Source organism: Candidatus Latescibacterota bacterium, assembly GCA_019038625.1.
GTDB lineage: Bacteria > Krumholzibacteriota > Krumholzibacteriia > Krumholzibacteriales > Krumholzibacteriaceae > JAGLYV01.
In genome coordinates, this window is sequence record JAHOYU010000085.1 from 1 (window position 1) to 26,363 (window position 26,363).

Below are 26,363 nucleotides of genomic sequence, written 5' to 3' on the forward strand. Positions count from 1 at the left end.
GACGTCACAATCAGCACAAGGCTGTCAAAGACTTTGGGAAAAAGAAAATAGATGGGCATTTAAAGAGGGGATGTTCGAATAAGGAATGATTTAGTGAGGAACATTCGAAGATGAGATGATTGGGTAGAGAATGTTCGAATGGGGAATGTTCGAAAAGGGAACGATTGGGAACAGAATGTAGAGTTGGCAATGTAGTAGCGATAATGCAGCCATCGATATTGCCGACATTGATAATCCAGACCTCGACAATAAAGACATCAATAATACAGAATAGAAGTTGATTCATCCCGGCGATATCTATTACTTCTTCTTCAACCCATGCCGCTTCATGATCTTCAGAAGACTGGAGTGGTCGGAAAGACCCAGTTCCCGCGCAGTATTGCTGATATGCCATTCGTTCCGCTCAAGTGCAGTGACAAGTATCCTTCGCTCGGCTTCCGCTTTCAATTCCTGGAAAGAGGCCCTTGCCGCACCCCTTCCGGCAGGACCTTCTGCCGGACTACCGACGGATGCTATCCCGGCATCGCTTGCCGCATGACTTCCGGACAGGCCGCCATGCAACACTTCTGCTGGAATATGCTCGATCTCGATCGAATCACCATCCGATGCTATCACCATCCGTTCGATGATATTTTTCAGTTCGCGGACATTGTTTCTCTTCCACTCATGATCCATAAGCGATTCAATTACTTCAGGAGCTACCTTCATCTCTCGCCGCCCGAACCGGGCACAGGTCGACCTGACGAAAAAACCTGTCAGTTCCGGAATGTCGGACAGCCTCTCGCGAAGAGGAGGCACATTCAAAATGTGCACATTCAAACGAAAATACAGATCCTGCCTGAAACGACCCGCTTCCACTTCGACTTCCAGATCGCGGTTCGTGGCGGTGACCACCTTCGCGTCCACAGCTATCGTCCTTTCGCCGCCTATTCGAGTCACCTGGCGCTGTTCCAGCACACGCAGCAGTTTCGCCTGAGCCGGCATCGGCAGTTCGCCGATCTCATCCAGGAACAACGTGCCTCCGGCGGCTCTCTCAAAGGCACCTCGATGCACCTTGTTCGCCCCGGTGAACGCTCCCCGTTCGTGCCCGAACAATTCACTCTCGATCAGATTCTCGGGAAACGCAGCGCTGTTTACCGCTACAAACGGCTTTTCCCCCCCCACTCCCATATCGTGGATATACTTTGCGACCAGTTCCTTTCCCGTTCCACTCTCTCCGGTGATAAGCACTGCACTTGGAATGGTGGCCACTTTCTCTATCCGTGAGCGAAGCGAAGCCATCGCCTGACTGGCACCAAACATTGTGGTCCCGGGAGTCTGTTCGTGCCTGAGCTGACTGACTTCTCTTTCGAGTTTCGCGTGCTCCAGCCCCTTCTCGATCTCCCACACCACTCTCTCCATCGCTTCGGCCTTGTCTATGAAACTGTAAGCTCCAAGTCTCATCGCCTGGACGCACCTGTCGTAATTTCCAGTTCCGGTATAAACGATCACCGGAATAGTCATTTCCATCTCCCGCATCTTTCCGAGAACATCGAACCCGGTCACTCCGGGCATCTCGAGATCGAGAATCACACAATCGACCGGCTCCCGCCCCATGATGTCCAGAGCTTCGCTCCCTCCCGTAGCTGCCATCGTATCGAATCCTCCGAGCCTCTTCAGGTCGTAGGCATACTGCTCCGCCATTGCGGGAATATCATCGACCACGAGTACCAGGATCATATTTCCTTTCCTTCCCCGGGCCGGCACCTCGCCGGCATCTCGATGCTGAACACGCTTCCTCTACCTTCCTCGCTGCTGACTTCTATCGATCCGTCGAGGTCCATTACCAGACGCCTCACTATCGAAAGGCCCAGGCCGGTCCCGAGTTCCCTGGTCGTATAGAAATCCTCGAATACCATATCCATCTTCTCCTCGCTTATTCCGCAGCCCGTGTCGCTCACCCGGAGGATTATGGACGGATCGGCTCCATCATCGTCATTTATACCGGTATGTACCGTCACTGTTCCACCCTCCGGCCCCAGGCTGCCAATAGCGTTGCCTGCGAGATTCTCCACTATCCTCCGCAGGGAGAGTGGATCGCCATGAACGAACGCCTCGCCGCATAGATCTTCAACCAGTTCCACGTTGCCTGCGACCCTGTAGTCAGCCAGCACGCGAGTGATAATATCATCGAGGTCCACATCCGTCTTCGCCACGGCTGGAGAGAGCCGGGCATAGTTGGACGCCAGTTTTTCGAGATAGCCGATACTCGAATCGACCGTTCCGCTTCTCTCTTCAAACACCTCCGGGAGTCTGGCAGGTTCATTTCCCGCCACTTCTTCGAGATGCCTGAAGACATTTCTTATAGGGGTCAGTCCGTTCTTGATATCATGATTCACCTGCCGGGCAAGTTCGCCCAGAGTGGCGCGACGTTCGGCGTCCCTGATCCTGACGGCGCTGGAGCGCAGCCGTGCCGTCATCTCACCCAGCACACGAGAAAGCGTCCCTATCTCATCGCCGCGCCCTACGTCGAACTCAACATCGAGCCTGTCCAGATCCAGTCCGGCTGTCCTGTCGGCAAGATCGATCAGAGGTCTGCTGATCATGGTCGACAGCCAGCTTACGAGAATCAGAGACAGCATTCCTGTCACGACAAGTATAAGGAGAAACCATTTGTCGATGCCGACCTTCAGATCGTCCAGTTTCGCCATCGAATGACTCGCCCTGAAAAACGCAGTCCCGGGACCTGAACGTGCCAGGTCTATGAAAGGTATTCCCATCTCCCTGACGATTGCTCCTCCAGAATCCCCTGTCTCTGTAGTATCTTGCCTGATCGTTTCGCCGGACACGGAAAACACACCCCGGGGGCAGACCAGTCTGACCATCAGATCATCTGCTGTCGCCAGTCGTCCGAGGAATGCCTCATCCACTTTCACACCACCCACGATCGTAAATTTCTTCCCGCCTATCGACAGGGATTCCATCCTCGTCAACACCATGAATGGCTCGTCGGGCGCTCTCACTTCGACGATCGCCATCTGACCTGGCACCACACTCAAAAGCTCTGTCAGGGCCTCGTCGATACGGTCATACTCGTTTCGGAAATGTCCCGAACTGATGATACGTCCCGACTGATCCTGTATCTGGAGCATCGAAAGCCCCGACATCTTCATCGCCCTGCCCGCATAATCGAGCAGGTATCTCCTGTCATCGCCCTGCCTGTCGGTCAATACGCGCCTGAACCTGTTATCGTCGGTCATCCCCTCCCCGAGAGTCTCGATCGACCTGGCGATCGACGCGCCCCGGGAATCGAGGTCTCCCGCTATGACTTCCATGAGTGATTCGACACGACCGCGATACTGTTCAGTTATTCTTCCTGTCATCTCGCCACGGATCAGCCAGCCCAGGATCACCACAGGCACAAGAACGGATATGAGGAATATGAAAAAAAGTCTGGCCCTGAAATTCATCTTACTTACATCTCCATCTGTCCCGCCCTTTATCCGGCCGGGATCTTCCCGTTCAATCGACCACCCGGATAATCCCGGAACGGCTGATCTCCAGATTCATCTTTCCCGACCTGAGTATAATGTGCGGCCTGGTCTCCAAAAGAGGCAGGATCGCATCTGACAATCCGCTATCGAGGCCTGACAGCCATTTGACATTTCCTATGATCATTCGCGACTGATAGCAGGGGTCCACCGAACTCAAAGGCAGACTGATAATATATGCGAAATCGTCACCATTGCCGATACGTCGGTTGAACTCGAGCCTACGAGCTCCTTCCGCCATTATACGCACCTTGCCTTCCAGACCGGGAAGCGCATCCTCCAGTTCCGGGCCTATCGGCCTGCGGTCGGTCGCCGGCGATATAAGCGCCACCAGCCTCTCGGATAGTTCCCTCGCGGTCTTCTGCCCGGACAGATAAACGATCTTCAGGCTCTCTGCAGAACTATCGGCCCCTTTCAATGCCAGAGGTGGCCATTTTACGATTCCAGAGAGATCTCCACATTCTTCAGCCCGATCCCACCAGTATTCTGCCCTTCTTCCTCTCGAGTCGACGCTTACAGCATCTCTCGCCAGTTTTTCACAGAAATCCATCGATAGACTTCCGCTTACTTCTCCCCAGCGAAGCCTGTTGACCCGTGAAGTCGAGAGGAGAAGATAGACCGATTCCCAGGGAAGAGGAATATCCGCCAGGCCATCCTGCCTCGATGCATAATCGATCACATCCGGATCCTCGGTGAGGATCAGGTCTACACCTCTGTCGAGAAGATCCCGACCGTCATTCGCCTCAGTATGGATGAATCGAATTACGGGGAGCCCATCGTCACGAATCGGCACAGCGACCAGTTCACCATCTTCAATATCACTTCCGCGCGCAAGTTCCTCCCGGTCCAATATCTCGTTCATAGACGAAAGCCCGGGCACGAGAAGCATGTAGGGCCCAGTGCCTGCCGGCCACAGGGAACGCTCCGAACGCTTTACGACTGAGAACGGCGGCAGTGCCAGAAATCCCGGGAACATCCTGCGCGGCTGGCTGAAATGCATCAGGACGGAACGATCACCTGTCGAGGTGACCGAATCGATCATGGCAGTGTCCAGAAAACGCTCCATCGATGGTCTCGACCAGGAAGAAGCGATATCTTCCGCTTTCACACGGGACCCATCCACGAAGGTGATCCCGCGTTTCAATTTGAATCTCCATATTTTTCCCCCGTCCATACTCTTCCACGAAACGGCCAGGACGCCCCGGACTTTCCCGGAACAATCGATGGTTATGAGGGTCTCGTACAGATGGCTGAAGACGATGCGCTCGCTAAGTGTCCTGTAAAATGGAGCCGCCTTCAGATTCATTGGATCGGGAAGGCCTATCAACACTGTATCAACGGGATTTCTCGTTCGGGGAATGACGACACAATCGGAAATATCTTCAGCGACAGGAATGCCACCTTTTCTGCCGGTACATGAAATAGACATGAGGACTATCAGAAAGAATGCGGCCGAAAGATCTTTTGCTGTAAAAAAAAGATGCCTGAATCTATAAATCTTATCAGAAGAAATGAACACCAGAAATAATGCCCCCTTCTCGCCTGCGTCCCGTCCGAATATCAAAAACCGGGCCGGCACCCTTGTCCACCCACTCGATTGCTGCTCTGCTGCTTCATAATATTAGTATAATGAAATGGGTGTCAAGCCGTTACATCATGAGGTGGTAATAGTAAGGGGCCCCGGTGATGCTGGCAGGTATTTACTGATAAAGGGGGATGCCCTCCAAAAAAAAATGGTCGGACACAACTCGATCTTTCAGGATATTCAAATTGCCTGAACAGGAATATCCTGAAACCGGAAGAATTATCGTACTGAATTATTCAAGCCGTTTACATAAAATAAGGGCCGAATGTAATAATAAAATCCGTACCATTCAGGAGGAATCCTTCATCAAGCTCTACTCCTGAAATACTCGAATAATATGATCCATGCCAGTAAAATTCGGCAGTGATCTTCACCCTGTTTTTAATATTGAACTCGACTCCCGCGCCCAGATTAAACCCGACTGTATTCAAGCTCGAGTCATCCAAACTATCTGCCTTTATCTCCCCGTCCTCGATCACCATATAATTAAAGAACATACCTAAAAGAGCAAATGGCCTCACTTTTTCCCTGGGAAAGGCATATGCCCTTCCGTTCATACTGACCATATGAGTGATCGCTTCCCCCCAATCTGCTCCCAACCATGTAAACTCATTTGTGGCCCTCGAATAACCTAAATCGACTCCGTACCAATCTTCGGTAAGATCGGTGTATATTCCAAACAGTTCACCTCTTTTAAAATTCGGGACAAGATAAACAGTCCCCGTTGAATAGTCCCCATAAAACGTCAGTCCATTACAATCACTGCCACCCAGATCATGTATCCCGAAATGCAGATTCACCGTTCTTTTTGCGGAATTTGTGTTCTTTTTGTCGGAGCTTCCATTCTGTTTATAAAAACCGCTACTGATCTCTCGTTTTTCATCAAAACTAATGTTTTTAGCAGGCTTGGCAGGCTCGTCGAACTCTATCTTCGGACTGGCTTTCTCTCGATCTGGTTGATCCTGAGGATCCGGCTGATCCTGGGGAGATGAATCCTTTTGAATGACTGAAGCAGTAATATCATTTCCTTTATCATCAAAGATCTGCTGAATATCTGATAAAGGGAACTGTTTCTGGGTACCATCCTCTTTATGGACGATCAGGTGATCATCACCTTCAGTATATTCAATCGAGACATTGAGCAATTCCCATCCAGATATACTTATGACTTTGACACCTTCCCAGATATCTGCACTGACAGAATCCGGGCAGGAAAAAACAACCGCGATTATCAGGGAAAACAAGACCATAGAATATACTGATTTTTTCAAACCTATCACCTTCCTTGATTAACTGATCCATTTATGTGATTTTACTGTTCTTTCCCAATGGACGGATTGTAATGACCGGCCCTCCAGATGTCAAGCCGTTAGGCTGACTTGCCTCTTGGCCACTTGACAAAGTCATTATATTTTTATATTTATTATTGAAGTGGAATGGTTCGCGAGAGAGCAAGGATGACATAGTATCTCACCGCCAACTCCGAAACTATCCACCGACGCTTGCATCGTGTGTTATAATGGTAAGGAATGTTGTCCGTCCCGACAAAAGCCCACCGCATCCGGAGGAGAGAGTAGATGTTCAAACACCTTGTTGTTTCAGCTGTTATGTTCAGTATCATTTCAGGCATCCTTCTAGTCCCGACCATTTCGGAGTCGCAGATATACCCCCCGAAAGATGGGAATGACTATCCGAAGGCATATTACGAGAGGATCCGCCAGGACAAGACCGCTTTCCAGTTTCAGAAAGCCTGGATACAGAAGGCCGAAAGGGCCTCGAAAAACAGAAGAGAACTGATCCGTGAATATTACTATAAACTGGAAAAGGCAAGATTATCGGGACTGACTGGCCTTGTGATTTCGGAGAGTCAGAACGACCTTCGCTCATTCCTCTCCAGCAGGCCTGTCGAGACAGCCGTGGCAGGAAATACATCGGTACCCATTTTCATGGTCAAATTTACGAACACGGGAGCGGATCCATATCCGAACTCCAACCTGCAGACCGAACTTTTCGACGGACCCTGGCCCACAGGCACGATGTCGGAATTCTTCTCCGAGATATCCTATGGCAATTTCAACCTGGACGGCACAGTCTACGACTGGTTCGAGCTGTCCGACTATGACACATTCTACGAGGGCACGGAAAACGGCCTGGGCGGAGACTCGAAGGTCGGCCAGTTGATCCTCGAGACCCTGAACAACTGGGACGCCTCTGTCAACTTCGCTCAGTATGACAACGACGGCCCGGACGGTATCCCCAACTCGGGTGATGATGACGGCTATGTCGACTTTGTCTCTTTCGTCCATGCCGAGATCGGCGGAGAGTGCGGGACCACGAATCTCTGGTCTCACCGCTGGGTGGTCACCGGCTGGCCCGAATTCAGCGCCCCCTATGCCACCAATGACGCGCGCAGCGGCGGCGGCGTGATCAGAATATACGACTATACCATTCAGCCCGCACTGTCCTGCGGCGGATCGATGATAGAGATAGGCGTGTACTGCCACGAGTTCGGCCACGCCTTCGGATTGCCCGACCTGTACGACACTAACGGCGGCTCGGCGGGAGTAGGCCATTGGGGATTGATGGGCTCGGGAAGCTGGAACGAACCTGAAAGCCCCGCTCATATGTGCGCCTGGTCGAAAAGTGAACTGGGATGGATCCTGCCTGTAGAGGTAGGTCCGTTCGCCACGGCGTACGACATCTACAATATCGAATTCAACAATGACGAGGGATACAGGCTGAACGTCATGGAAGAGAACTGGAGACGCCTCACTGACTGTGCTATCGGAGGCAGCTACGCAATGCATTGCGGACTGACTTCTGCCGAGGCAACATCGAGAGGATGGCCTGGCGGCGCCGGCTACGGGAACTCCTGGGACGAGCTTGTATCGAGAGAATTCTCCTATAACGGTTCCGGATCGGTGAATCTCTCCTACGATTTCGTCCACCACTCTGAACCTGGATACGATGAAACTATCGTATCTATAGTAGTCAACAGCATTGAATACGAACTTCAAGCATACGATGGGCCAGGCAGCGGCACCGAAAGCATCGACCTGACACCGCACCTCAGCGGCAGCGGCGCATCGAGCTACGAAATAAAATTCAGATTTACATCCGATTCGGGCTGGTCGGACGCCGATGGCAGTTACAACACTACCTGTGGCGCCTTCACATTCGATAATGTGAGCCTCACGGGAGGCGGCGAGAGTTACTCGGCTGATTTTGAGAGTTACGAAGACGGATGGCATGTCGACAGCAGCAATCCGAGAGAGTTCTTCCTGATCGAAAACCGCCAGGCGATGGGATTCGATGCCTATGTCCACGGCAGCGGCCTGGCTATCTGGCATGTCGATAATAATATCTCGGGAAACACCGGCGGCGACTCGGACGACCAGCCTCACATGGTAACACTCGAGGAAGCTGACGGGTTGGAGCACCTGATGGACAACACAAATCGCGGCGATGCCGGTGACATCTATCCAGGATCTTCTTCAAACACTTCTTTCGGCAGCTCGACGACACCGAACAGCTACAATAACAATGGTAACCCGACGAACGTCGAGGTCACTATGATCGGTTTGTCCGGCAACCCGATGACAGCCACGATGAAGGGGGGCTGGTTCGCGCCGACATTGACATCTGTACTTCCCGATTCGGGATATACAGACGGCGGAGAATTTTCTATCGATGATATCCTCGGTGGAGGGATCAACTACGGCGCGTCGTTCTATCTCAGTAACGGATCCGACCCGGACATCCCCGCTTCGAGCGTCGAATGGGTCGGCCACGCAAAGCTCACGGGTACGATCGACCTGGCGGGCGCCTCATCCGGATACTACGATTTCGTCGTAGAAAACCCCGATGGTCAGACAGTCGTCCTTGCGGGGGCATTCCAGGTGATAGACACGACTGTCACCGACAGTGAGATCCCGGACGTACCAGGGGAGTTCGCTCTGAGCCAGAACGTGCCAAACCCCTTCAACCCGATAACGACGATAGCCTTCGATATCGCTTCGGACCAGCAGGTCTCCCTGAAGATCTACGATGTACAGGGAAGACTGATCAGGACTCTGGTAAACGAGTACATGCCGGCGAGAAGTCACAGCGTACGGTGGGACGGAAAGAACGAACGCGGAACAAACGTCGCATCCGGAGTATATTTCTATCAGCTCCAGGCGGGGTCTGAATACAGGGCCGTGAAGAAACTCGTTCTGATGCGATAGAGACCTGAGAAAGAAAAGGGCCAGCCCGCAAGGACTGGCCCTTTTTTCAAACCAGCTCAGCTGGAAGGCGCAACGCAATCACACTATGACCGCACTCATTACCCCTTCAGCTTGTTCCTCGTGTAGGCCAGCAGCCCACCAGCGTCCCTGATCTCCAGGATCTCGGGTGGCAGCTTGGGAAATGTAAAGGCCTTTTCACCGATTGTGATCTGTCCCTTCTCCATTTCCATACTGACCTCGCTCCCGGGCTCGAAGGCATCCACCGCTTCGGGACATTCAATCAGGAGCAGACCCTGATTGATCGCCGCGCGATAGAATATCCGGGCATAGCTCTTCGCGACTATCGCCTTTATGCCGACCGCCTTCAGCCCCAGAACGGGCTGCTCGCGGGAGGAACCACATCCGAAGTTCTTGCCTGCAAAAAGCATGTCGCCCTCCGCGACATTTCCGGCGAACTCCGTATCGAGGTCCTCGAGCAGATGCGGCTTGATCTCTTCAGCAGTACTGCATGAATAGGTGTACTTGCCGGGAAAGAGCATATCGGTGTTTATATCGTCACCGTATTTCCATACTTTCATCGTCATACCTCCTCGCACGGATCTACGAGCTTTCCACTCAGCGCCGAAGCGGCGACTGTCTCGGGGCTGGCCAGGAAGATCTCGGCATCCTTGCATCCCATCCGCCCCTTGAAATTCCTGTTCGCGGTACTCAGACACTTCTCCCCCGGAGCCAGGCATCCCTGGTGAGCCCCCAGGCACGGCCCGCAGCCGGGAGGCAGGATCATTGCCCCGGCTTTTGACAGCGTTGAGATTATCCCCTCCTCCAGCGCGGCCTCGAAGATACTCTTCGAAGCGGGAAGGACAAGCAGCCTCGTCCCTTCGGCTATCTTCTTTCCATCGAGGAAATCAGCAGCTGCCCTGAGGTCGCCTAATCGACCGTTCGTGCAGGTACCGATGAAGAACTGATCGAACTCGACGCCCTTCACCTCAGACACAGGCTTGACGTTGTCTACCGTGTGAGGCTGGGCCACAACCGGCACGACACTACCCATATCATAGGTCAGCTCCTGGATGTACTGCGCATCTTCATCGGCCTCATAAGACTGATAGCTGCCCTTTTCCACACCGATCGATCCGAGATAAGCTTCGGTCTTTTCGTCTACGGGAAATACCGCTACTTTCGCTCCCATCTCCACACCCATGTTGGCGATAGTGAACCGGTCCTCGATCGAAAGCGACGCAATGTTCCCGTGAAATTCCACAGCCTGGTAACTGGCACCGTCCGCGCCAATATCCCCGATAATCGTCAGGACAAGGTCCTTCGCCGAAACAGGCGCCTTCAGTTCACCCGTCAAGGTGATCTTTATGGTGTCCGGCACCTTCAGCCAGGTCTCGCCCCTCAGCAGCAGTGCTGCCGCCTCGGTCCGGTCAATGCCTGTGGAGAATACGCCGACAGCGCCATACGAACATGTGTGGGAATCGCTGCCTACGATTATCGTCCCCGGCTTGGCAAATCCCTCCTCGAGAAGGACCTGGTGGCAGATGCCCCGGCCCGCATCGAAGAAATTAGGAATGTCGTAGGTGGCTACAAATTCCCTGATCGACTTGTGATTTGTAGCGGTCTTCTCATTTGTCGCAGGCACGACATGATCCAGTATTATCACCGGCATGTCCGGACGGGCGACCCCATACTCCTTCAGGTCATCACCTATCTTGCCCACTATGGCAGCCGTGTTGTCGTGAGTCAGAAGATGTTCAGGCTTGATCATAACGATCTGGCCCGCAACTACTTCTTCATTACCCGACTTTGCCGCCAGCACCTTTTCTACGAATGTCTTTCCCATGATCCGTTCATTACCTCCGGATTAATAAAGAACCATTCCTATTTATGGAGAAGGCCTCCCTTTAGATAGATGTTCATCTGAACTTCGGAAAAACCTCCTTTTACCTCCACGCCTGAAGGCAGCGCTATCGTCTGCTTTTCCAGATCGACTTCTATCTCCTGGCCGCTCTCCAGCCCTTTCGAGATCAGGTCGGCCGCGACTATCGGAAATCCCTTGTTGATCGCGTTGCGTTCATAGATGGCGCCGAACGACTCCGCGATCACCATCAGGACACCGAGACTCTTGAAACAGTCGACAGCCTGCTGACGTGACGAACCGGCTCCAAAATTCTTTCCGGTCACCACTATATCACCAGGCTCCGCCTTTTTCGCGAAATCTTCCCAACCGCTGAGATTATCGAAGGTATACTGACCCATCTCCTTAATATCGGTGATCGTCAGGTACCGGTTGTGATATATCATATCGGTATCGATGTTGTCCTGGCCGATCACCCATACCCTGCCCTTGAACCTGACCGGTCTCTCGTCCGTCTCGACTTCTTTTTCGGCAGGTGGAGCGGAGGACGAAGCGATCCCCGTCTCAAAGACCACTGGCTGTTCCGGCAGAGCATCGGGCAGGGCTATTACACCGGCCACAGCAGACGCGGCTACGACTGCGGGAGAGGCAAGATAGACTTCTCCCTTTCCCTGCTTGCCCGCGAAATTTCGATTACCCGTACTGACAGTGACTTCTCCAGGTCCATTCTGACCTATCTGTCCCGCTGCACAACCCGCGCAGCCTGCATTACCCAGGAGGACTCCGGCATCCTTGAATATCTCGATGATCCCTTCATCAAGGCATCTGCGCCAGACCTCATCGGTACTTGGGACGATCTTGAGAATGACACCGGGCGCCACTTTTCTGCCTTTGAGCACATCAGCGGCGGCCTTCATATCCTCAAACCTGCCATTGGTGCATGAACCGATAAATGCCGAACCGATCTTCCTGCCGGCCGCCTCTGCAGCGCCGATCACATCCTCGGGATGACCTGGCCTGGCCATCTGGGGCAGAAGTCCATCGATGTCGATCTCGATCGACTTGTCGTATACCGCATCGGGATCGGCGGTGACAGCCTCGGTCTTCGTACCACTGGCCTTCGAGGTATAATCGATAACTTCCTGGTTCGGTGGGAAAAGAGCAATTATCCCACCCATCTCAGTCGCCATCGAGGCCATCGTTATCCTGCCCGCGAGGTCCAGTCGATCGACAGCGTCACCATATACTTCGGCGGCAAAACCGAGCAACCCGTTGGCTCCGAGCTGCTTCAGCATCGCGAGGACCATATCTTTCGGAACTGCCTGCGGCGAGGGTGTTCCATTCAGGACGATCTTCATGGTCGGCGGCACCTTGAACCAGACCTTGCCATGGGCAAATGCGTAGGCAATATCTACGTCTCCCATCCCCTGGCCGAATGCCCCGATCGCTCCAAGGATGTTGGCGTGCGAATCGGTCGAAATGAATGTCGACCCCGGTACGGCAAGCCCCTTGTCGATGGCAATATGAGTACCTATACCAGCGTCTATATCGTAGATGTCTATCGAATGCTCCCGGGCAAAATCACGGCATATCTGCTGGTTTGTGGCGTATTTCTGGTCCGAGCCGCCGGGATTGCAGTCGAACGTGAAGGCCGTCTTCGTGGCGTCGTCTATACCGAGACCGTTGTCCCTGATATTCTTGGCCACATTCGCTCCGCCGAAATCACGGGCCACCCTGGCATCTATCGTGATATCGACTATCTCTCCGGGGGACACTTCGCGTCCCGCGTGAGAACCGATTATTTTTTCGATTATCGTCTTTCCCACGATCAACCGTACCTTTCTTTTTATCCGGCCTTTCATGACAGTCTGCCAGAACAAGATTCAGAATACTTTGACAGATCTACTGGATCAGGTGTCCCTTGCTCAGCATGACCAGTGGATTGAATGTCGCAAAATCAGCCTGGTGGATAAGCACCGTCTCTACGACCTGGGGCCTGCCGTCGCCTTCCTTGGCGTGGCAGATGATCGTGTTGAGGAGTTCTTCATCCGCCCCGAACTCGGCCGCCAGCAGAGCGCCCGATATCGGGTGTCTCGCACATTTTCCGCTATGACTTTTCCGGTAACCGCCCTCTCCGTCCTTCTCGATCTCCATAAGCTTGCCGACATCATGGAGAAGGCCGCCAGCCACGAGACGGTCCATGTCTATCTCATACGGCATCCCCGCGTATGCTTCCTTCTGGGCTTTCCCAAGGGCAACCGCGCCATCGGTGACCGCTATCGTATGCTCTATGAAGTTTACACTCTTTGTGTCGGTCAGAAGGGTGAACGGGATCTGTTTGAGTTCGTCGACACTCTTCCAGCCGCCCTTTTCGCACCCTGCGACCCAGATATCGACAACCTGTTTTCTGAGTGCTTCGGCGCCGATCTTCTCCAGCTGGGCCGAGAAGAGGCCTTCTACGTCCTTTGCGCTGATCATCTCACGCTCCTCGCTCGAAGGTTACGATACACAGTGGACCACGCGGGAATCCGCGTGATCCACTTCGATTACATCCAGCTATCTCGTCAGATCAAAGCTTTTCGATGATCGCATCGGCCATCTTATCGGTGTCGACCGCACCCTGGTTCAGGGCGTCAGGCCCGCCGCGAAGTTTGAGCATGTCGTACGACCGGGTCTTTCCTTCTTTTACGACCTCGGCGATCGCTTTGCGGATCTTCTCCGCCTTTTCTGTCTCACCTATATGGTCAAGCATCATGCAGGCAGACAGGACCATCGCGATCGGGTTGACGATGGAAGGATCAAGGTGTTCATATTTTGGAGCTGAGCCGTGAGTCGGTTCGAACACTGCGACTTCCTCACCGATGTTGGCGCTGCACGCAAATCCAAGGCCGCCGACCAGTCCGGCAAACCCGTCGGACACGATGTCACCGAACATGTTGCCGGCTACTATCACACCATAATCTTCGGGATTCTTGGTCAACCACATCATCTGCGCGTCGATATTCGTGTTCCAGACCTCGATGCCGGGATAGTCCTTCTGTATCCTGTACCCGGTCGCCAGCATCATTCCGGAAGTCTCTCTGATGACGTTCGGTTTCTCACAGATCGTCACCGATTTATAACCGAATTTCTTTGCGTACTCGAAAGCCCCTCCAACGATACGGTCGCAGGCATTCTGCGTGAAGATACGCGTGGAGACGGCGAGTTCCGCGGGAGGGACATCAGCAAAATTCTTGAATTTCGGATGCGAATGAAGTGCATCGAGAACATTCTGCGGAGGATTTGTCCACTCTACGCCGCCATACAGGCCCTCGGTATTCTGCCTGAAAATAACGGTGTCTACCATCGGTTCCTCGATCGTGTCACCGGGCCCCCTGCGGATAAAGTTCAGCGGATTGTTCGCGAACGACCTGCAGGGACGTATACAAATATCAAGATTGAATTTCTGTCTCATCGCCACAATGGGGCTGTAGTAAACAAATCCCTTGTCCAGAAGGGACGGGTCGAGTTCCCTGGCAGCTTCGGCCTTGGGCTTCGAGGTTATCGCCCCGAAGAGACCGATCTTGTGTTCGGCCAGAAGATCAATAGTCCGGTCGGGAAGCGGATTCCCTTCCTTGCACCAGAATTCCCATCCGATGTCCGCATGAACGTAGTCGGCCTCGAACCCGACCTTGTCCAAAACCCGCAGCGTGGCCGGAAGTACGACCTTGCCGATTCCGTCACCGGGCATCGTGACGATGGTTCTCTTGCTCATAGCTGCCTAACTCCTTTGTTTTCAGCGCCTTCTGTCGGTCCTGGCCAAGGCGCCAATGAAAGGGACAAAACCTCGCTACATAAATCAACCTATACACTAAATGGAAGGCGGATGCAAATTTATTGGAAGGTTTTTTTGGGGAAATATAAGATTTTTTCATCACACGATTTTCGGGCAGTTATGAAGCAAAAAATGAACGACATCTAGATTATCTGCAACATCTTCACTCCGGTCGGCGTATAAAAGATATGAATAAGCAAAAGTAAACGGATGTAACACATATGTAAAAGCTATCGCACCGGGTTTCAAGAAAAGGGAGCAGCAGAAAATGGCCTCTAAGAAGAAAAAGTGGATTCTGATCGTTTCGGCGCTGGTCGTCATTTCCGTCCTTGTCGTTGTCGCTGTCGGCAGAAAGAACGGCGGGGAAAAGCTGAGTGTGGAGACTCAGGTCACCAGCCTGCACGATCTGGTAGAGACAGTCACAGCCACCGGCAGGATCGAGCCGAGGACACAGGTGAAGATCAGCGCAGATGTCGCGGGCAAGATCACTCACCTCGGCATCAAGGAAGGCGACTGGGTCGAAAAAGGTGACTTGCTTGTTCGCCTCGATCAGGAACGATACTCTGCCGCGCTCGAACAGGCCGAGGCCAGTCTCCGATCGGTAAAGGCCAACGCTAATCTGGCGAAAGAAACCCTGCTTAAGGTAGAAAAAGACTACGAACGCACAAGCAGTCTCGTTGAACAGAACCTCGAATCGCGTGCCAGTTACGACCAGGCCTTCACGGCTGTCCAGGTGGAAAAGGCCAGACATCAGTCCATGCAGGAACTGGTCGCACAATCACTCGCGACCGTCAAGCAGGCCAGGGACAACCTTTCCAAGACTACGATCTACGCGCCGATGGCGGGTACTATCTCTACTCTCAACAAGGAAGTCGGAGAGATAGCCCTCGGATCCCAGTTTCAGGAAGATGTCATCATGATCGTCTCCAATCTCTCCGAGATGGAGGCCCTCGTGAACATCGACGAAAACGACATCGTAAATGTCAGCATGGGTGACAGTTCCTCGATAGAGATCGACGCACTGCCCGACAGGGTCTTCCGCGGTGTCGTACGCGAGATCGCAAGCAGCGCAAATATCAGCAGATCCGGCACGACAGACCAGAAGACCGAGTTCGAAGTCAAACTTTCGATCATCGACGCCGCAACCCAGCTCAGGCCCGGGATGACGGCCAGCACCGATATAGTAATAGAGACCCGCAATAGCACTCTCGCTGTTCCCCTTCAATGTGTCACCGTGAGGACGCCTGAGCAGTTGAAAAGACACATCCCTGTGGCGCCAGGCGATGCGGTAGCAGACAGCCTGCCTGAAAACGAATATGAAGCCGACAAGGATGGATTTGTAACGGTCGTCTGGGTAGTGAAGGATGGAGTGGCGACTGCCATTCAGGTCGTGACAGGAATCCAGAGTGAGACACATATCGAGATCCTCTCCGGCATCAGCGAGGGCGACATGATAGTCACAGGCAACTACCGGGCCATCAGCCAGACCCTGAAAAACGACCTGGATGTCATAGCAGAAGAGAAAAAGGAAGAGGAGTGATCCGGGTATATATATGAAAATCTTCCTCCGCAGCTTAAAGGAATCGTTTGGCATCGCGGCCAGAGCTCTCAGCGCCAACAGGAGCCGTGCGATCCTCACGACACTCGGCATCGTCATAGGTATCATGGCGGTCGCGACTACGATGACAGTATCGACGGGACTTTCCAATAACTGGCAGGAGAGCCTTTCCGTCATAGGATCGGATGTCCTCTACATCTCGAGAATACCATGGATCGTCACCGGTGATTTCTTCAGGTACCGCAACAGACCCAGGATCGATTATGAGACATCAGGGCAACTTTCCAGCAGGCTGAAAGACACGAAGGCTATCAGCCCGGGAACGGGTACTGCCAGAAATGTGAAATTCCGGTCAGAGGTCCTGGAAAACGTCAATATTATCGGTACGACCGACAGGCAGCTCCTGGTGGCCAATGGTGTCCCCGACGTCGGAAGGTTCTTCACCCCGAGCGACATCAATAATCGGCGTTTCGTATGCGTCATCGGAAGCGAGATCCGTGACCTTCTCTTCGGGGAAGCGGACCCGCTGAACAAGGATATCAAGGTGGGCCAATACAAGTTCCGCGTGATCGGAGTCATGGAAAAACTCGGCAGCGGAGGGTTCTTTGGTGGCCCGAATTTCGACAGAAGAATCTCAATACCGGTCACCAGCTTTATCAAGGCGTACGGAGCAAGAAACAGATCGTTCGAAATAGCGGTAAAGGCCCCGAGCCAGGAACAGATGGAAGAATTCAAATTCGAGCTTATAGGTGAGATGCGAAAAATCCGCAAGCTCTCTCCTACCGAAGAAGACGATTTCTCGATCAACTCGATGGACTCCATGATGGACGCATACAACAATGTGATGGGAGTGGTGTTCCTTGTCGGATTCATCATTACCGGCTTCTCTCTCTTCGTAGGCGGAATAGGCGTAATGAACATCATGCTCGTATCTGTCACCGAGCGTACGCGGGAGATAGGAATAAGAAAAGCTATAGGAGCGCGTCGCAGAGTGATCCTCACCGAGTTCCTTCTTGAGTCCTGTTACATCTGCCTGACAGGTGGAGTGATCGGCCTCGCCATCTCTTACGGTGTGGCCGCCCTGATAAACAGGTTCCTGATGCCGGCAGCGGTCAATCTGCCGGTGATCCTTGCGGCGATCCTGGTATCGTTTATTGTAGGTATCGTGTCGGGGCTTATGCCTGCTATGAAGGCTTCGCGCCTCAACCCGATCGAAGCGCTGATGTACGAGTAACTCTGGCCCTTCATGGGCCCATGAGTTCGATATGAAAGGCTGAGATGTTTGTTCTCGAAGCTCTAAAAATGGCGATCGCGGCGATCACGACTCACAAGATGAGGTCCTTCCTCACGATGGTCGGGATCATCGCAGGAATCTCTTCTATCATAGCGGTGATGACAGGCATCTCTGTGATCCAGACCTCGATCGAGAGGGAGATCAGCGTTCTCGGCACACAGACGTTCCAGGTACAGAAACAGGCCGCCGGTGGCGCGATCAGCGAAGAAGAAATGAGAAAGATCCGGGCACGCAGGCCGACAACTGTGGAACACGCCGATGCCATCAGGGAGAATGTAAAAAGCGTCGACCTGGTCGGCGCGGAGATCTGGGGATATAACCACGTCGCATCATATAAAGATATAAAGACAAACAACAACCTGATGATCTGCGGGGGAACACCGGAGTACACGACCAACAACACACATTTCGTGCTGAACGGCAGAAATATCAGCCACGAGGATGTAAAAATAGGCAGAAGCGTTGTCCTCCTCGGACACGGTGTCGCGGCCGAACTCTTCCCCTGGACCGATCCGTTAAACCAGACGATCAAGATCGATAGTAGAAAATTCAAGGTGATAGGCGTTCTCGAGGACAAGAGTTCGGCGGTCGGTGGACGATTCAACCAGTATCTTATCATACCTTCTTCGAGGTTTGTAAAGAACTACGGTCTTCGCCGGCCGAACGGAGATATCCGATCGGTAAATATCACTGTCCGCGCAAAGACTCCTGAGATGCTTCAGCAGGCTATCGACGAGGTCAGGATAGTAATGCGAAAGGAACGCGGACTGAAACCCCACGAAGAAGACGACTTTACGATCTTCACCAACGACAGCAATATCAATACATTCAACGAGATGACGCGCGGCATCAAAATGGGTTCTTTCGTTATCGGAATAGTCGCGCTGATCGTAGCGGGAATCGGCATCATGAACATCATGCTCGTATCGGTCACAGAGCGCACACGGGAGATCGGTATCAGGAAGGCTCTCGGCGCGAAGAGGAAAAACATCCTGGCCCAGTTCCTCCTTGAGGCGATCATCCTGTGTAATCTGGGTGGGATTATCGGAGTCATCGTCGGCTTCGGCCTCGGAAACATCATCAGCCTTGTCACCGACTTTTCCGCACACGTTCCCCTTGAGTGGACCTTCATAGGGCTGGCCTTCTGCACCGGCGTCGGCCTGACCTTTGGATTCTGGCCCGCCTTCAGGGCTTCCAAGCTCGACCCTATCGAAGCGCTGCATTACGAGTAAGATTCATTCTACTCAGTATCGAACTAATCTGTCACAGGATGGTGAAATCCCATATCGACAATCCCGGAATCGGTCACATTGTCTGTCCTTGTCGTGAGCAGATCCAGGTAAAACAGGCTCGCCTGATCGGCCCCGGTGTCCACGCAGGGACTCGTCACGAGCTGCCCGCTGCCAACATGCGACAGGTAGCAATCCCCGAGAGGCCCCGCGGTCCAGAGCGGATCGAGGCGGATACTGTTACCTATCCCCTCGTACTCTGCCTGGTCGATACAACAGTTCTGGATGACAGGCACACCACTGCCTGCCTCGTGTATCTGGGCACTGCCGCTCGTAGTAGTGTTACCCCAGAGAATACAGTTCGTGAGGACAGGAACCTCATCGGTGTATATATAGATTCCACCTCCAGTGGAGGCATCGTTTCCTGCAAATGTACAATTCGTCACGTTGGGAGAGACTTTGTTGAACATTATCGCGCCACCATACCCGGTCACAGCATCGTTTCCCGTGAAGAGGCAATTGAAAACATCCACCGACTGGCCGCTCATGGGATAATAGAAATAGATCGCTCCCACACCCTGCAGTTCGACGACCAGGACTCTTGATCCCCTCGATTACTTGAAGTAACACATACTAACGAAGCATTATCATCTTTTTCGTCTCCACGAAATCACCCGCAATCAGCCTGTAAAAATATACACCGCTGGCTACCCTTGCGCCGCGGTCGTCGATTCCGTTCCAGGCCTTTTCGCAGTATCCCGCTTCTTTCACTTCATCCATAAGCACACGGATGAGCCTTCCGGCAGCATCGTAGACTTTCAGGCTCACCAGTCCGGACTCTTTCAACCCGAACCGGATCGTGGTGACGGGATTGAATGGGTTCGGACAGTTCTGCGCGAGGAAGGCCGTTTCCGGGACATCCGGCAAATCGTCGCCAGTGATATCGGCCGGGCCAAGAAAGACGTTATCGCTCTCGTTCCCATGGATGTCAATCGCAACTATCCGATAATACCAGGTCTCGTTCCACCGCCAGTCGCCGTCGAAAACGGCCCCGGTCTCTGTATAGGCCATAAGGTTGCCTGGGCCAGGAACGAATCCAGGATCGGAGCCGCGGTAGACCTTGTATCCCGACAGATCTTCTTCGCTATTCAGATCCCAGGAGAGAGTCAGGCCCTCGGGCTGGTAGCCCTGCTCGGCCATCACACCCAGCGGCGCGGCCGGTGCGAGGTTGTCGACCGAATAACCACTGTCGACGACCGAGTCGTAGTAGACCCAGGCCGTGTCGGTGTGAGCCGTCACCATGTAGAACTGCCATCCCGTCCCCAGAGCCGTTGAATCATAGAGACTCTCCACTGTCATGGTATAGTTTTCAAAATAATGGGACGTCTGCGTGCCGAGGAGCTCCCAGGAGTACCCACCAGCATCCGTGCGAAGGATCCTTCGGTCCTCTTCTTTGTCGGGAACAAGCTCGCTCCCATCAAAAAAGACCGTTTCTTCAAACCCATTATCTTCAGACACATTTTCCCCGGACGTGTTCCCTATCCCCTCGAGCGCGGCCATGTATTGCGGCAATCTCCTCCATACGGAATAATAAGTGATCGTCATGTCAGGAGGGGCCTCCAGGAAGGAAGCATCCCACTGGACGTGGATCTTCCCTCCCTGGTCACCCGGGACATCGACGACAGCGGAGATCCGCGGCGCGGGATAGATTCCCACGAATCCGTTCGGCCCGATGTAACTGGCATAGATGTTAAGTCCCGTCCTCTCGTCCTCCCAGCAGACGATAGCGCCATCATGATCGGCAAGTACGATATCGGGAAATCTCTGATTGTAATCCGCAGTACATAGCGGTACTCCACCTGCACTCCATTCTACCGAACCAAGCTGATCTATCTTTTGGGCATATATATCCGGATACAGGCCAGTCCTGAAATCATACCAGGCAACGATCGTGTTACCTTCGGAATCGAGTATAGCTACCTGCTCGAACTGATTCCCTTCCACACTGCATATTTCAACCAGTGGCCACAACAGAGAACCAGCTCCGTCCATCCTCAGAGCGTAAACATCGTAATTCCCGCTACTGTAATCGGCCCAGGTGATGATCACTCCACCATCACCGTCGTAGGTAAGCTGGACAGCTGTCGGTTGGACCGACCCCGTTGTGAGAGGTATTCCGCTTGCTCCCAGCAGGAATGAGCCCGATGAGTTGATATGCTGGATATGTAGATCGCTACTCGTGGTCCATACGATAAACGCCCCCCCAGATCCGTCCGGGGAGATAGCAGGGTCCCACGTCGCCAGACTCGATATAAGCACTCCTTCACCTGTCCACAAGGTATCTCCGTCCTCGTCGATACGTTGAGCGTATAATTCGTAGCGCGACCCGCTCCTGTAATCCATCCAGGTTACTATAGCTCCGTTACTCCCGTCAGTAGTGATAGCCTTTTCGTATATATCTTCGGGGCCCTCGAAGACCACAACAGCTGAATCGCTCCACATCAGGGTCCCGGAGGGATCGACTCGCTGAGCCATCAATACTCTCGAAGGCCATTCCATGTTCTTCCATACGACGATTGCTCCGTCGGCGCCGTCTTTCGTCAGAAGAATATCTGAGACTGAAATATCTTTCGTAGATACAGCGATCCCGTTCGCGACCCATTGCGGCGTGCCGGATTCGTCGAGTCTCTGGATGTAGGTGTATCTTCCCGTCCTGTCGTCCGTCCAGCTGATGTAGGCGCCACCAGTGCCATCACTGCATATCTCTACATCGTCAGCATTGTCGGGACCGGCGTATACCTCTACTCCATCGGCCACCCACAGAACGCTTCCGTCCGGTCCGATCCTTTGAGCGTAAATGTCTCGTCCTGCCACGGGGACCCTGTCGTCGAGCCAGGCGATGATCGCACCGCCGTCATCATCTGTCGTGATCTTCGGGTCCTCCTGGTCATCCACAGCGGTACAGACAGGAATCCCATCGTCCCACCATTCTGCCTGGAGCGCTGGTATTCCGAGACAAAACAGGAATAGAATTGTGAAAAGTAATGTTGATCTGGTGGAATGATTCATGACCCGACTCCTCATTTTACGGACATGCAGACGACCAGACAACGGGACCTCTCATGCGTTGGTCCCTCAGACACAGATACAAGCTGCCTGATCTTTAAGATGTTATATAAAATCGTAACCGAGGCTGTCGGGCAGGTTGCATTATCGTTCACGTTTACGAAATGTCCGAAAAGTGAGAGCCGGAAAGCATTTTAGCAGAAATTTGCCTCGTCCGCAATTGAATTCCAGACAATCCATAGCGTAGGGGATTGTTCGACATTACCTGCAACATCATCGAGCCGGCTTCACTCCTGATAACAAACCGACCGCGACATTTACCTGAGAAGGATCATTTTCCTTGTGAGTGTCTCCTTGCCCGCCGAAAGCCTGTAGAAATAGATCCCACTGGAGACCATCTCACCACCGGTGTTCATCCCGTTCCATACGACCTCACCTTCGCCGGGACCGCGCGTCTCGTCGATGAGCCTCATGATATGCCTTCCCGAGACATCGAAGATGTCGAGTCTGGCCTGCGCCCTGGAGGGAAGATAAAATGATATTCTGGTTACCGGATTGAACGGGTTGGGAACGTTCTGGCCAAGCGTGAGGGCCGCTGAAGGAAGTCCGACAGGTTCCGTTTCGAAGAGAATATGTGTTTCTTCATCCGGGCCTGTCCCACCCATTACAACCTCGACCCGATATACATAATTTCTCCCGGATTCCGCATCGGTATCTAAAAATGAATATTCCATTTCATCCATATCCGCGGTTATTATTGCGATCTCCTCGAAAAAAAGACTTCCCGCATCCTGATACTCTGTCACAGACAGTGCACGCAGGATCCTGAAGGAGACGCCGGGGTCCATTCTGGACATCGTCCACTCGATCCCGACCCCTTCCACTGCCGGGACAGCAATAAACCCGGCCAGAGCAGTCGCTATGTAATCCCCATCAGAAAGGATCCTCATGGCATATGTATCTAAATCGCCATTACGCGAGTCCTGCCAGGCTATGATAGCCCCACCCGATCCATCTGTCGTCATCACCGGTATGGTCTGATTATCTTCCTGAATGCATATCGGCTCGCCGTTCAGCGCCCACCGCATCGATCCCAGCGAATCGACCCTTTGAACGTATAGATCGTTGACTGTCGTGGCGATATCTCTCGTGTCCCGCCATGAGATTACCAACCCCCTTTGACCATCGCTCGTCAGACTGAGGTTATAGACCGATGCTCCATAAGTGCAGACGGGAATACCATCGAGCCCCCATAGAAGTGTTCCGGTCCGATTGACTCTCTGCACGTAAAGGTCATACCTCGTGGTACCATCAGTACGCCAGCTCTGCCAGGCTATGATCGCTCCGCCTATCCCGTCCTCCATTATCAGCGGAAGGGCGTAGTAGGGAGAGTTGTACCCGAGGATCGCTCCCGAGGCGCCGAATCTCATGACCCCGTCCACACCGAATCTCTGGATATACGCCCGGTACATCGAATCATACATCACGACGTAGACTCCCCCCACTCCATCTATAGCCGCTTTGGGGCCGTACTGGTCGTATGTGCTATCGAATATTCCGATCCCGTCCGCGGTGAATGCTATCGCTCCGTTAGAATACATCCGCTGCCCGTAGATCCTTGTGTCGCCCCTCTGGTCCTGCCATACGATAAAAGCACCGCTATTATCGTCGGAGACGATATCGACTTCTGTCTGATCGCCCGTCGCCCCGCAGATCGCGACCCCGTCCGCCGTCAGGAGGCTTGTACCTCCGGAATCGACCCTCTGGGCGTATACATCCAAGGATGTCCCGGACCTCCCATCCTCCCAGGCGACCAGGAACCCTCCGACACTGGCAGAACACATCACGGGTGAAATCTGAAAATCGGCGGCATCGCAGATGACCACTCCATCGACAGTCCAGAGCGGAGCCCCGTCACTGTCGATCCGCTGAGCGTATATGTCGAAGTCCATTCCGCCGCGAAAATCCTGCCATACGATATAGGCGCCTCCACTGCCGTCGGGCAATACTTCGGGCCACTCCTGGACATCTGTCGCCCCACAGACCAGGACACCGGCCTCGGCCCACAACCGCCTGCCCATCTGGTCGAGACGCTGGGCATAGATGTTCGCTGTACTCCTCCGGTCTCTCCATACGATTATCGATCCCCCCATATCATCGGAGCATATCTTGATCTGATCCTGTACGCCTGAAATGGTGCATACAGGAGCACCGTTCTCCGTCCAGCCAGCATCTGCTCCGGAGGGAATGACAACGATGGCAATAATTATCGACAATAGAAACAAAGCTCTGGCAGTACTCATGACGACCCTCCGTATAGCATGGACATGCGAATAACTTCGGCGATCTCTCGATTTCACTCTGTTCTCTGAGTTCTGATATTGATTTAAACCCGCGTCGATTGTAGCATCCCGGCTACTCCTTGACAAGAATATCTATATCTCCAAAACTGAAGTGATACCTGCCTGCGAAATCAGGTTCGATATTCTTGAAACGTGAGAGATCGAGACTCCCGCCCCGCTTCAGCAGGTAATAAAGAAGCTCGCTGTCCCGGTATCCCACCTGCGCTACGTGATAATTTTCGTTTATATATTTACGTATCCCCGCGTCGGCCGGTAACCACTTCTTACTGTACAACAATATCCATCTGAAGTTTCTCAGATCTTCGCCTGCCCTGATCTTTTCGAGCTTGTCGGGAAGAAGATTGCCCCTCTTGCCAGCCTCCCAGAGGGTGCCATAAAGCTGAGTCCTGTATGCCGCATATCTTCTATCCGACGGTGAGGCGTACGATATGAATATCCTGTCATCCTTTTCCCCATGCTCGGCGATGTGTCTTCCTGCGATATCGCTTCCCAGCGCCAGAATGTCAAAGTGCCCGAAATATTCTTTTTTCAGAAAAGGCGCCGCTGCAAGCACGAATACGGCGAGTGCAATGAGTCGAAACTTTTTCAGAGCGGGCCTGTCCAGGATGGAGATCGCTTCGGACAGTCCCACAGCCACACCAAACGCCATCATAGGAAGAAATGGGATATGGTAATAACTGTGCCTGAAAGCAAAATCGGAAATAAGAACGAAACACAGAATCGCCGAAACGAGAGACCCCGCGAGAAATCTCGATATCATCGACCGCCAGTTCAACAGACAGGATAAAAGGCCGACAAAGAAAAAACTGAAATAGAGATAAGTATAGTTTTTCCCTATGTGGCCCCAGATGACCGGAATCACGGTTTTCCAGTAGCCGGGCCTGAACGATTTCGCCAGCAGGAGCCTGTCTGTGGGAAACAGGCTGTCCGAACTCACCAGTGCTGCCTTCGTCATCAGAAGCCACAGGATTATCAGGGATATGCCGGCAACAAACCAGGCTGACTGTCGGAATATCGTCCTCCTGGTCTCTTTCTCGGATAACCTTTTATATGGGAAGAGAAAGGCGATGGTCATTACCGGGAACAGAAAAGTCCCTTTTATCATGGCCACCATCAGGAGACACACTGAAAATCCGACCAGGTCTTTCAGTCGGAAGTCTTCTATCCATTCAAGAAAATACCGGAACAGAAGCAGAAGGAAAAAGAGGGCGGGAATATCGGGCTGGATATTCCTTCCAAAAAATATTGATACTGGCATGATCATCATTAAAAATGAAGCAAGCAGGCCTGTCTCGCTGTTCTTTGTCAGCTTTTCCGCGACCCTCCACGCAAGGAAGATCGTCCCGAGAGAAAAAGCGATCACGACCAGTCTCGCCATCCATACGTGAACCCCGAATATCTTCCAGAGGAAATAGTAAATAAACGGCAGGAAAGGAAATTGTGGAAACGATTCCATATATCCCTCCCCCTCTGTCAATCCCGAGTAGAGGACCCGCTTGTGCGCAAAATCTCCGTGATCGAGATACCCCTTTGCCACAGAGAGGTAATGGACTTCCTTCATCGAATGAAATCCGATCGGTGGATAAGAGATATGATACAGTCGAAGATAAAGGCCGGCCGCGAGTATCAGAACAACGATTACAATGGGCAGCCTGCTCTTGTCAAAATCTGTGATTTTCATACGAGTCCCGTGTTGCTATTCCGTTACCAGTGTCGGTCTGAACCTGTCAGTCACCTTCCAGCGTTGGCCTGAATCTATCAGAGACTGACTATTGAGACAAGAGTCATCCCGGGTGAGTGCCTTCTTCCCCGTCATGCACGAATATTGCAATTCACAATG

General features: G+C 52.9%; 17 protein-coding genes. 4 read left to right on the plus strand and 13 right to left on the minus strand.

Annotated features, from left to right (window positions below):
• Window positions 1-300: 300 nt before the first annotated feature.
• From KOO63_06575 to KOO63_06590, 4 genes are all read right to left on the minus strand, one after another.
• The gene (locus KOO63_06575) at window positions 301-1,719 is read right to left on the minus strand and encodes a sigma-54 dependent transcriptional regulator (protein MBU8921465.1); all 1,419 of its coding nucleotides are present in this window, start codon (window positions 1,717-1,719) and stop codon (window positions 301-303) included.
• On the minus strand, window positions 1,716-3,449 hold the full coding sequence (locus KOO63_06580; GenBank protein ID MBU8921466.1) for a HAMP domain-containing histidine kinase: 1,734 nt from the start codon (window positions 3,447-3,449) through the stop codon (window positions 1,716-1,718). Before KOO63_06580 ends, KOO63_06575 begins: the two co-directional genes overlap by 4 nt.
• Window positions 3,450-3,501: 52 nt before the next feature.
• Window positions 3,502-5,049, minus strand: a complete 1,548-nt coding sequence (locus KOO63_06585; protein MBU8921467.1) for a hypothetical protein — start codon at window positions 5,047-5,049, stop codon at window positions 3,502-3,504.
• A 311-nt stretch (window positions 5,050-5,360) separates the two neighbouring features.
• A complete protein-coding gene (locus tag KOO63_06590) occupies window positions 5,361-6,386 on the minus strand; it encodes a hypothetical protein (GenBank protein ID MBU8921468.1) in 1,026 nt (341 codons plus the stop codon).
• 306 nt (window positions 6,387-6,692) lie between these two features.
• On the opposite strand from KOO63_06590, the gene KOO63_06595 reads away from it, so the two are divergent.
• A complete protein-coding gene (locus tag KOO63_06595) occupies window positions 6,693-9,341 on the plus strand; it encodes a M6 family metalloprotease domain-containing protein (protein ID MBU8921469.1) in 2,649 nt (882 codons plus the stop codon).
• Between the two features lie 98 nt (window positions 9,342-9,439).
• Here KOO63_06595 and leuD read toward each other — a convergent pair whose 3' ends face one another.
• The 5 genes from leuD to KOO63_06620 form a co-directional block, all read right to left on the minus strand.
• Window positions 9,440-9,919, minus strand: a complete 480-nt coding sequence (gene leuD, locus KOO63_06600; GenBank protein MBU8921470.1) for a 3-isopropylmalate dehydratase small subunit — start codon at window positions 9,917-9,919, stop codon at window positions 9,440-9,442.
• Window positions 9,920-9,921: 2 nt separating this feature from the next.
• On the minus strand, window positions 9,922-11,184 hold the full coding sequence (locus KOO63_06605) for a 3-isopropylmalate dehydratase large subunit (GenBank protein MBU8921471.1): 1,263 nt from the start codon (window positions 11,182-11,184) through the stop codon (window positions 9,922-9,924).
• 38 nt (window positions 11,185-11,222) lie between these two features.
• Complete coding sequence (locus KOO63_06610) at window positions 11,223-13,061, minus strand: 3-isopropylmalate dehydratase large subunit (GenBank protein MBU8921472.1); 1,839 nt, start codon at window positions 13,059-13,061, stop codon at window positions 11,223-11,225.
• Between the two features lie 40 nt (window positions 13,062-13,101).
• A complete protein-coding gene (locus KOO63_06615) occupies window positions 13,102-13,677 on the minus strand; it encodes an HD domain-containing protein (protein ID MBU8921473.1) in 576 nt (191 codons plus the stop codon).
• A 91-nt stretch (window positions 13,678-13,768) separates the two neighbouring features.
• Window positions 13,769-14,953: a hypothetical protein gene (locus KOO63_06620; GenBank protein ID MBU8921474.1), complete on the minus strand. Its 1,185-nt coding sequence runs from the start codon at window positions 14,951-14,953 to the stop codon at window positions 13,769-13,771.
• A 328-nt stretch (window positions 14,954-15,281) separates the two neighbouring features.
• Here KOO63_06620 and KOO63_06625 point away from each other — a divergent pair, with 328 nt between their 5' ends.
• The 3 genes from KOO63_06625 to KOO63_06635 are packed head-to-tail and all read left to right on the plus strand — an operon-like array spanning window position 15,282 to window position 19,097.
• A complete protein-coding gene (locus tag KOO63_06625; GenBank protein MBU8921475.1) occupies window positions 15,282-16,553 on the plus strand; it encodes an efflux RND transporter periplasmic adaptor subunit in 1,272 nt (423 codons plus the stop codon).
• A 13-nt stretch (window positions 16,554-16,566) separates the two neighbouring features.
• Window positions 16,567-17,805 carry an ABC transporter permease gene (locus KOO63_06630; GenBank protein MBU8921476.1) on the plus strand — a complete coding sequence of 413 codons (1,239 nt, stop codon included), beginning with the start codon at window positions 16,567-16,569 and terminating at the stop codon, window positions 17,803-17,805.
• Between the two features lie 44 nt (window positions 17,806-17,849).
• On the plus strand, window positions 17,850-19,097 hold the full coding sequence (locus tag KOO63_06635) for an ABC transporter permease (GenBank protein ID MBU8921477.1): 1,248 nt from the start codon (window positions 17,850-17,852) through the stop codon (window positions 19,095-19,097).
• Window positions 19,098-19,120: 23 nt separating this feature from the next.
• Here the strand turns inward: KOO63_06635 and KOO63_06640 are convergent, their stop codons facing one another.
• From KOO63_06640 to KOO63_06655, 4 genes are all read right to left on the minus strand, one after another.
• Window positions 19,121-19,669: a hypothetical protein gene (locus tag KOO63_06640; GenBank protein ID MBU8921478.1), complete on the minus strand. Its 549-nt coding sequence runs from the start codon at window positions 19,667-19,669 to the stop codon at window positions 19,121-19,123.
• Between the two features lie 58 nt (window positions 19,670-19,727).
• Window positions 19,728-22,163 carry a T9SS type A sorting domain-containing protein gene (locus tag KOO63_06645; GenBank protein ID MBU8921479.1) on the minus strand — a complete coding sequence of 812 codons (2,436 nt, stop codon included), beginning with the start codon at window positions 22,161-22,163 and terminating at the stop codon, window positions 19,728-19,730.
• Window positions 22,164-22,477: 314 nt separating this feature from the next.
• Window positions 22,478-24,463: a T9SS type A sorting domain-containing protein gene (locus KOO63_06650; GenBank protein ID MBU8921480.1), complete on the minus strand. Its 1,986-nt coding sequence runs from the start codon at window positions 24,461-24,463 to the stop codon at window positions 22,478-22,480.
• Between the two features lie 112 nt (window positions 24,464-24,575).
• Window positions 24,576-26,204 carry a glycosyltransferase family 39 protein gene (locus tag KOO63_06655; protein MBU8921481.1) on the minus strand — a complete coding sequence of 543 codons (1,629 nt, stop codon included), beginning with the start codon at window positions 26,202-26,204 and terminating at the stop codon, window positions 24,576-24,578.
• Window positions 26,205-26,363 lie beyond the last annotated feature (159 nt).

Coding starts and splice junctions, on each gene's coding strand:
- KOO63_06595 (MBU8921469.1), top strand. CDS start 6,693: ATGTTCAAACACCTTGTTGTTTCAGCTGTTATGTTCAGTATCATTTCA.
- KOO63_06580 (MBU8921466.1), bottom strand. CDS start 3,449: ATGAATTTCAGGGCCAGACTTTTTTTCATATTCCTCATATCCGTTCTT.
- KOO63_06605 (MBU8921471.1), bottom strand. CDS start 11,184: ATGGGAAAGACATTCGTAGAAAAGGTGCTGGCGGCAAAGTCGGGTAAT.
- KOO63_06645 (MBU8921479.1), bottom strand. CDS start 22,163: ATGAATCATTCCACCAGATCAACATTACTTTTCACAATTCTATTCCTG.
- KOO63_06620 (MBU8921474.1), bottom strand. CDS start 14,953: ATGAGCAAGAGAACCATCGTCACGATGCCCGGTGACGGAATCGGCAAG.
- KOO63_06655 (MBU8921481.1), bottom strand. CDS start 26,204: ATGAAAATCACAGATTTTGACAAGAGCAGGCTGCCCATTGTAATCGTT.
- KOO63_06625 (MBU8921475.1), top strand. CDS start 15,282: ATGGCCTCTAAGAAGAAAAAGTGGATTCTGATCGTTTCGGCGCTGGTC.
- KOO63_06630 (MBU8921476.1), top strand. CDS start 16,567: ATGAAAATCTTCCTCCGCAGCTTAAAGGAATCGTTTGGCATCGCGGCC.
- KOO63_06610 (MBU8921472.1), bottom strand. CDS start 13,061: ATGAAAGGCCGGATAAAAAGAAAGGTACGGTTGATCGTGGGAAAGACG.
- leuD (MBU8921470.1), bottom strand. CDS start 9,919: ATGAAAGTATGGAAATACGGTGACGATATAAACACCGATATGCTCTTT.
- KOO63_06635 (MBU8921477.1), top strand. CDS start 17,850: ATGTTTGTTCTCGAAGCTCTAAAAATGGCGATCGCGGCGATCACGACT.
- KOO63_06650 (MBU8921480.1), bottom strand. CDS start 24,463: ATGAGTACTGCCAGAGCTTTGTTTCTATTGTCGATAATTATTGCCATC.
- KOO63_06615 (MBU8921473.1), bottom strand. CDS start 13,677: ATGATCAGCGCAAAGGACGTAGAAGGCCTCTTCTCGGCCCAGCTGGAG.
- KOO63_06575 (MBU8921465.1), bottom strand. CDS start 1,719: ATGATCCTGGTACTCGTGGTCGATGATATTCCCGCAATGGCGGAGCAG.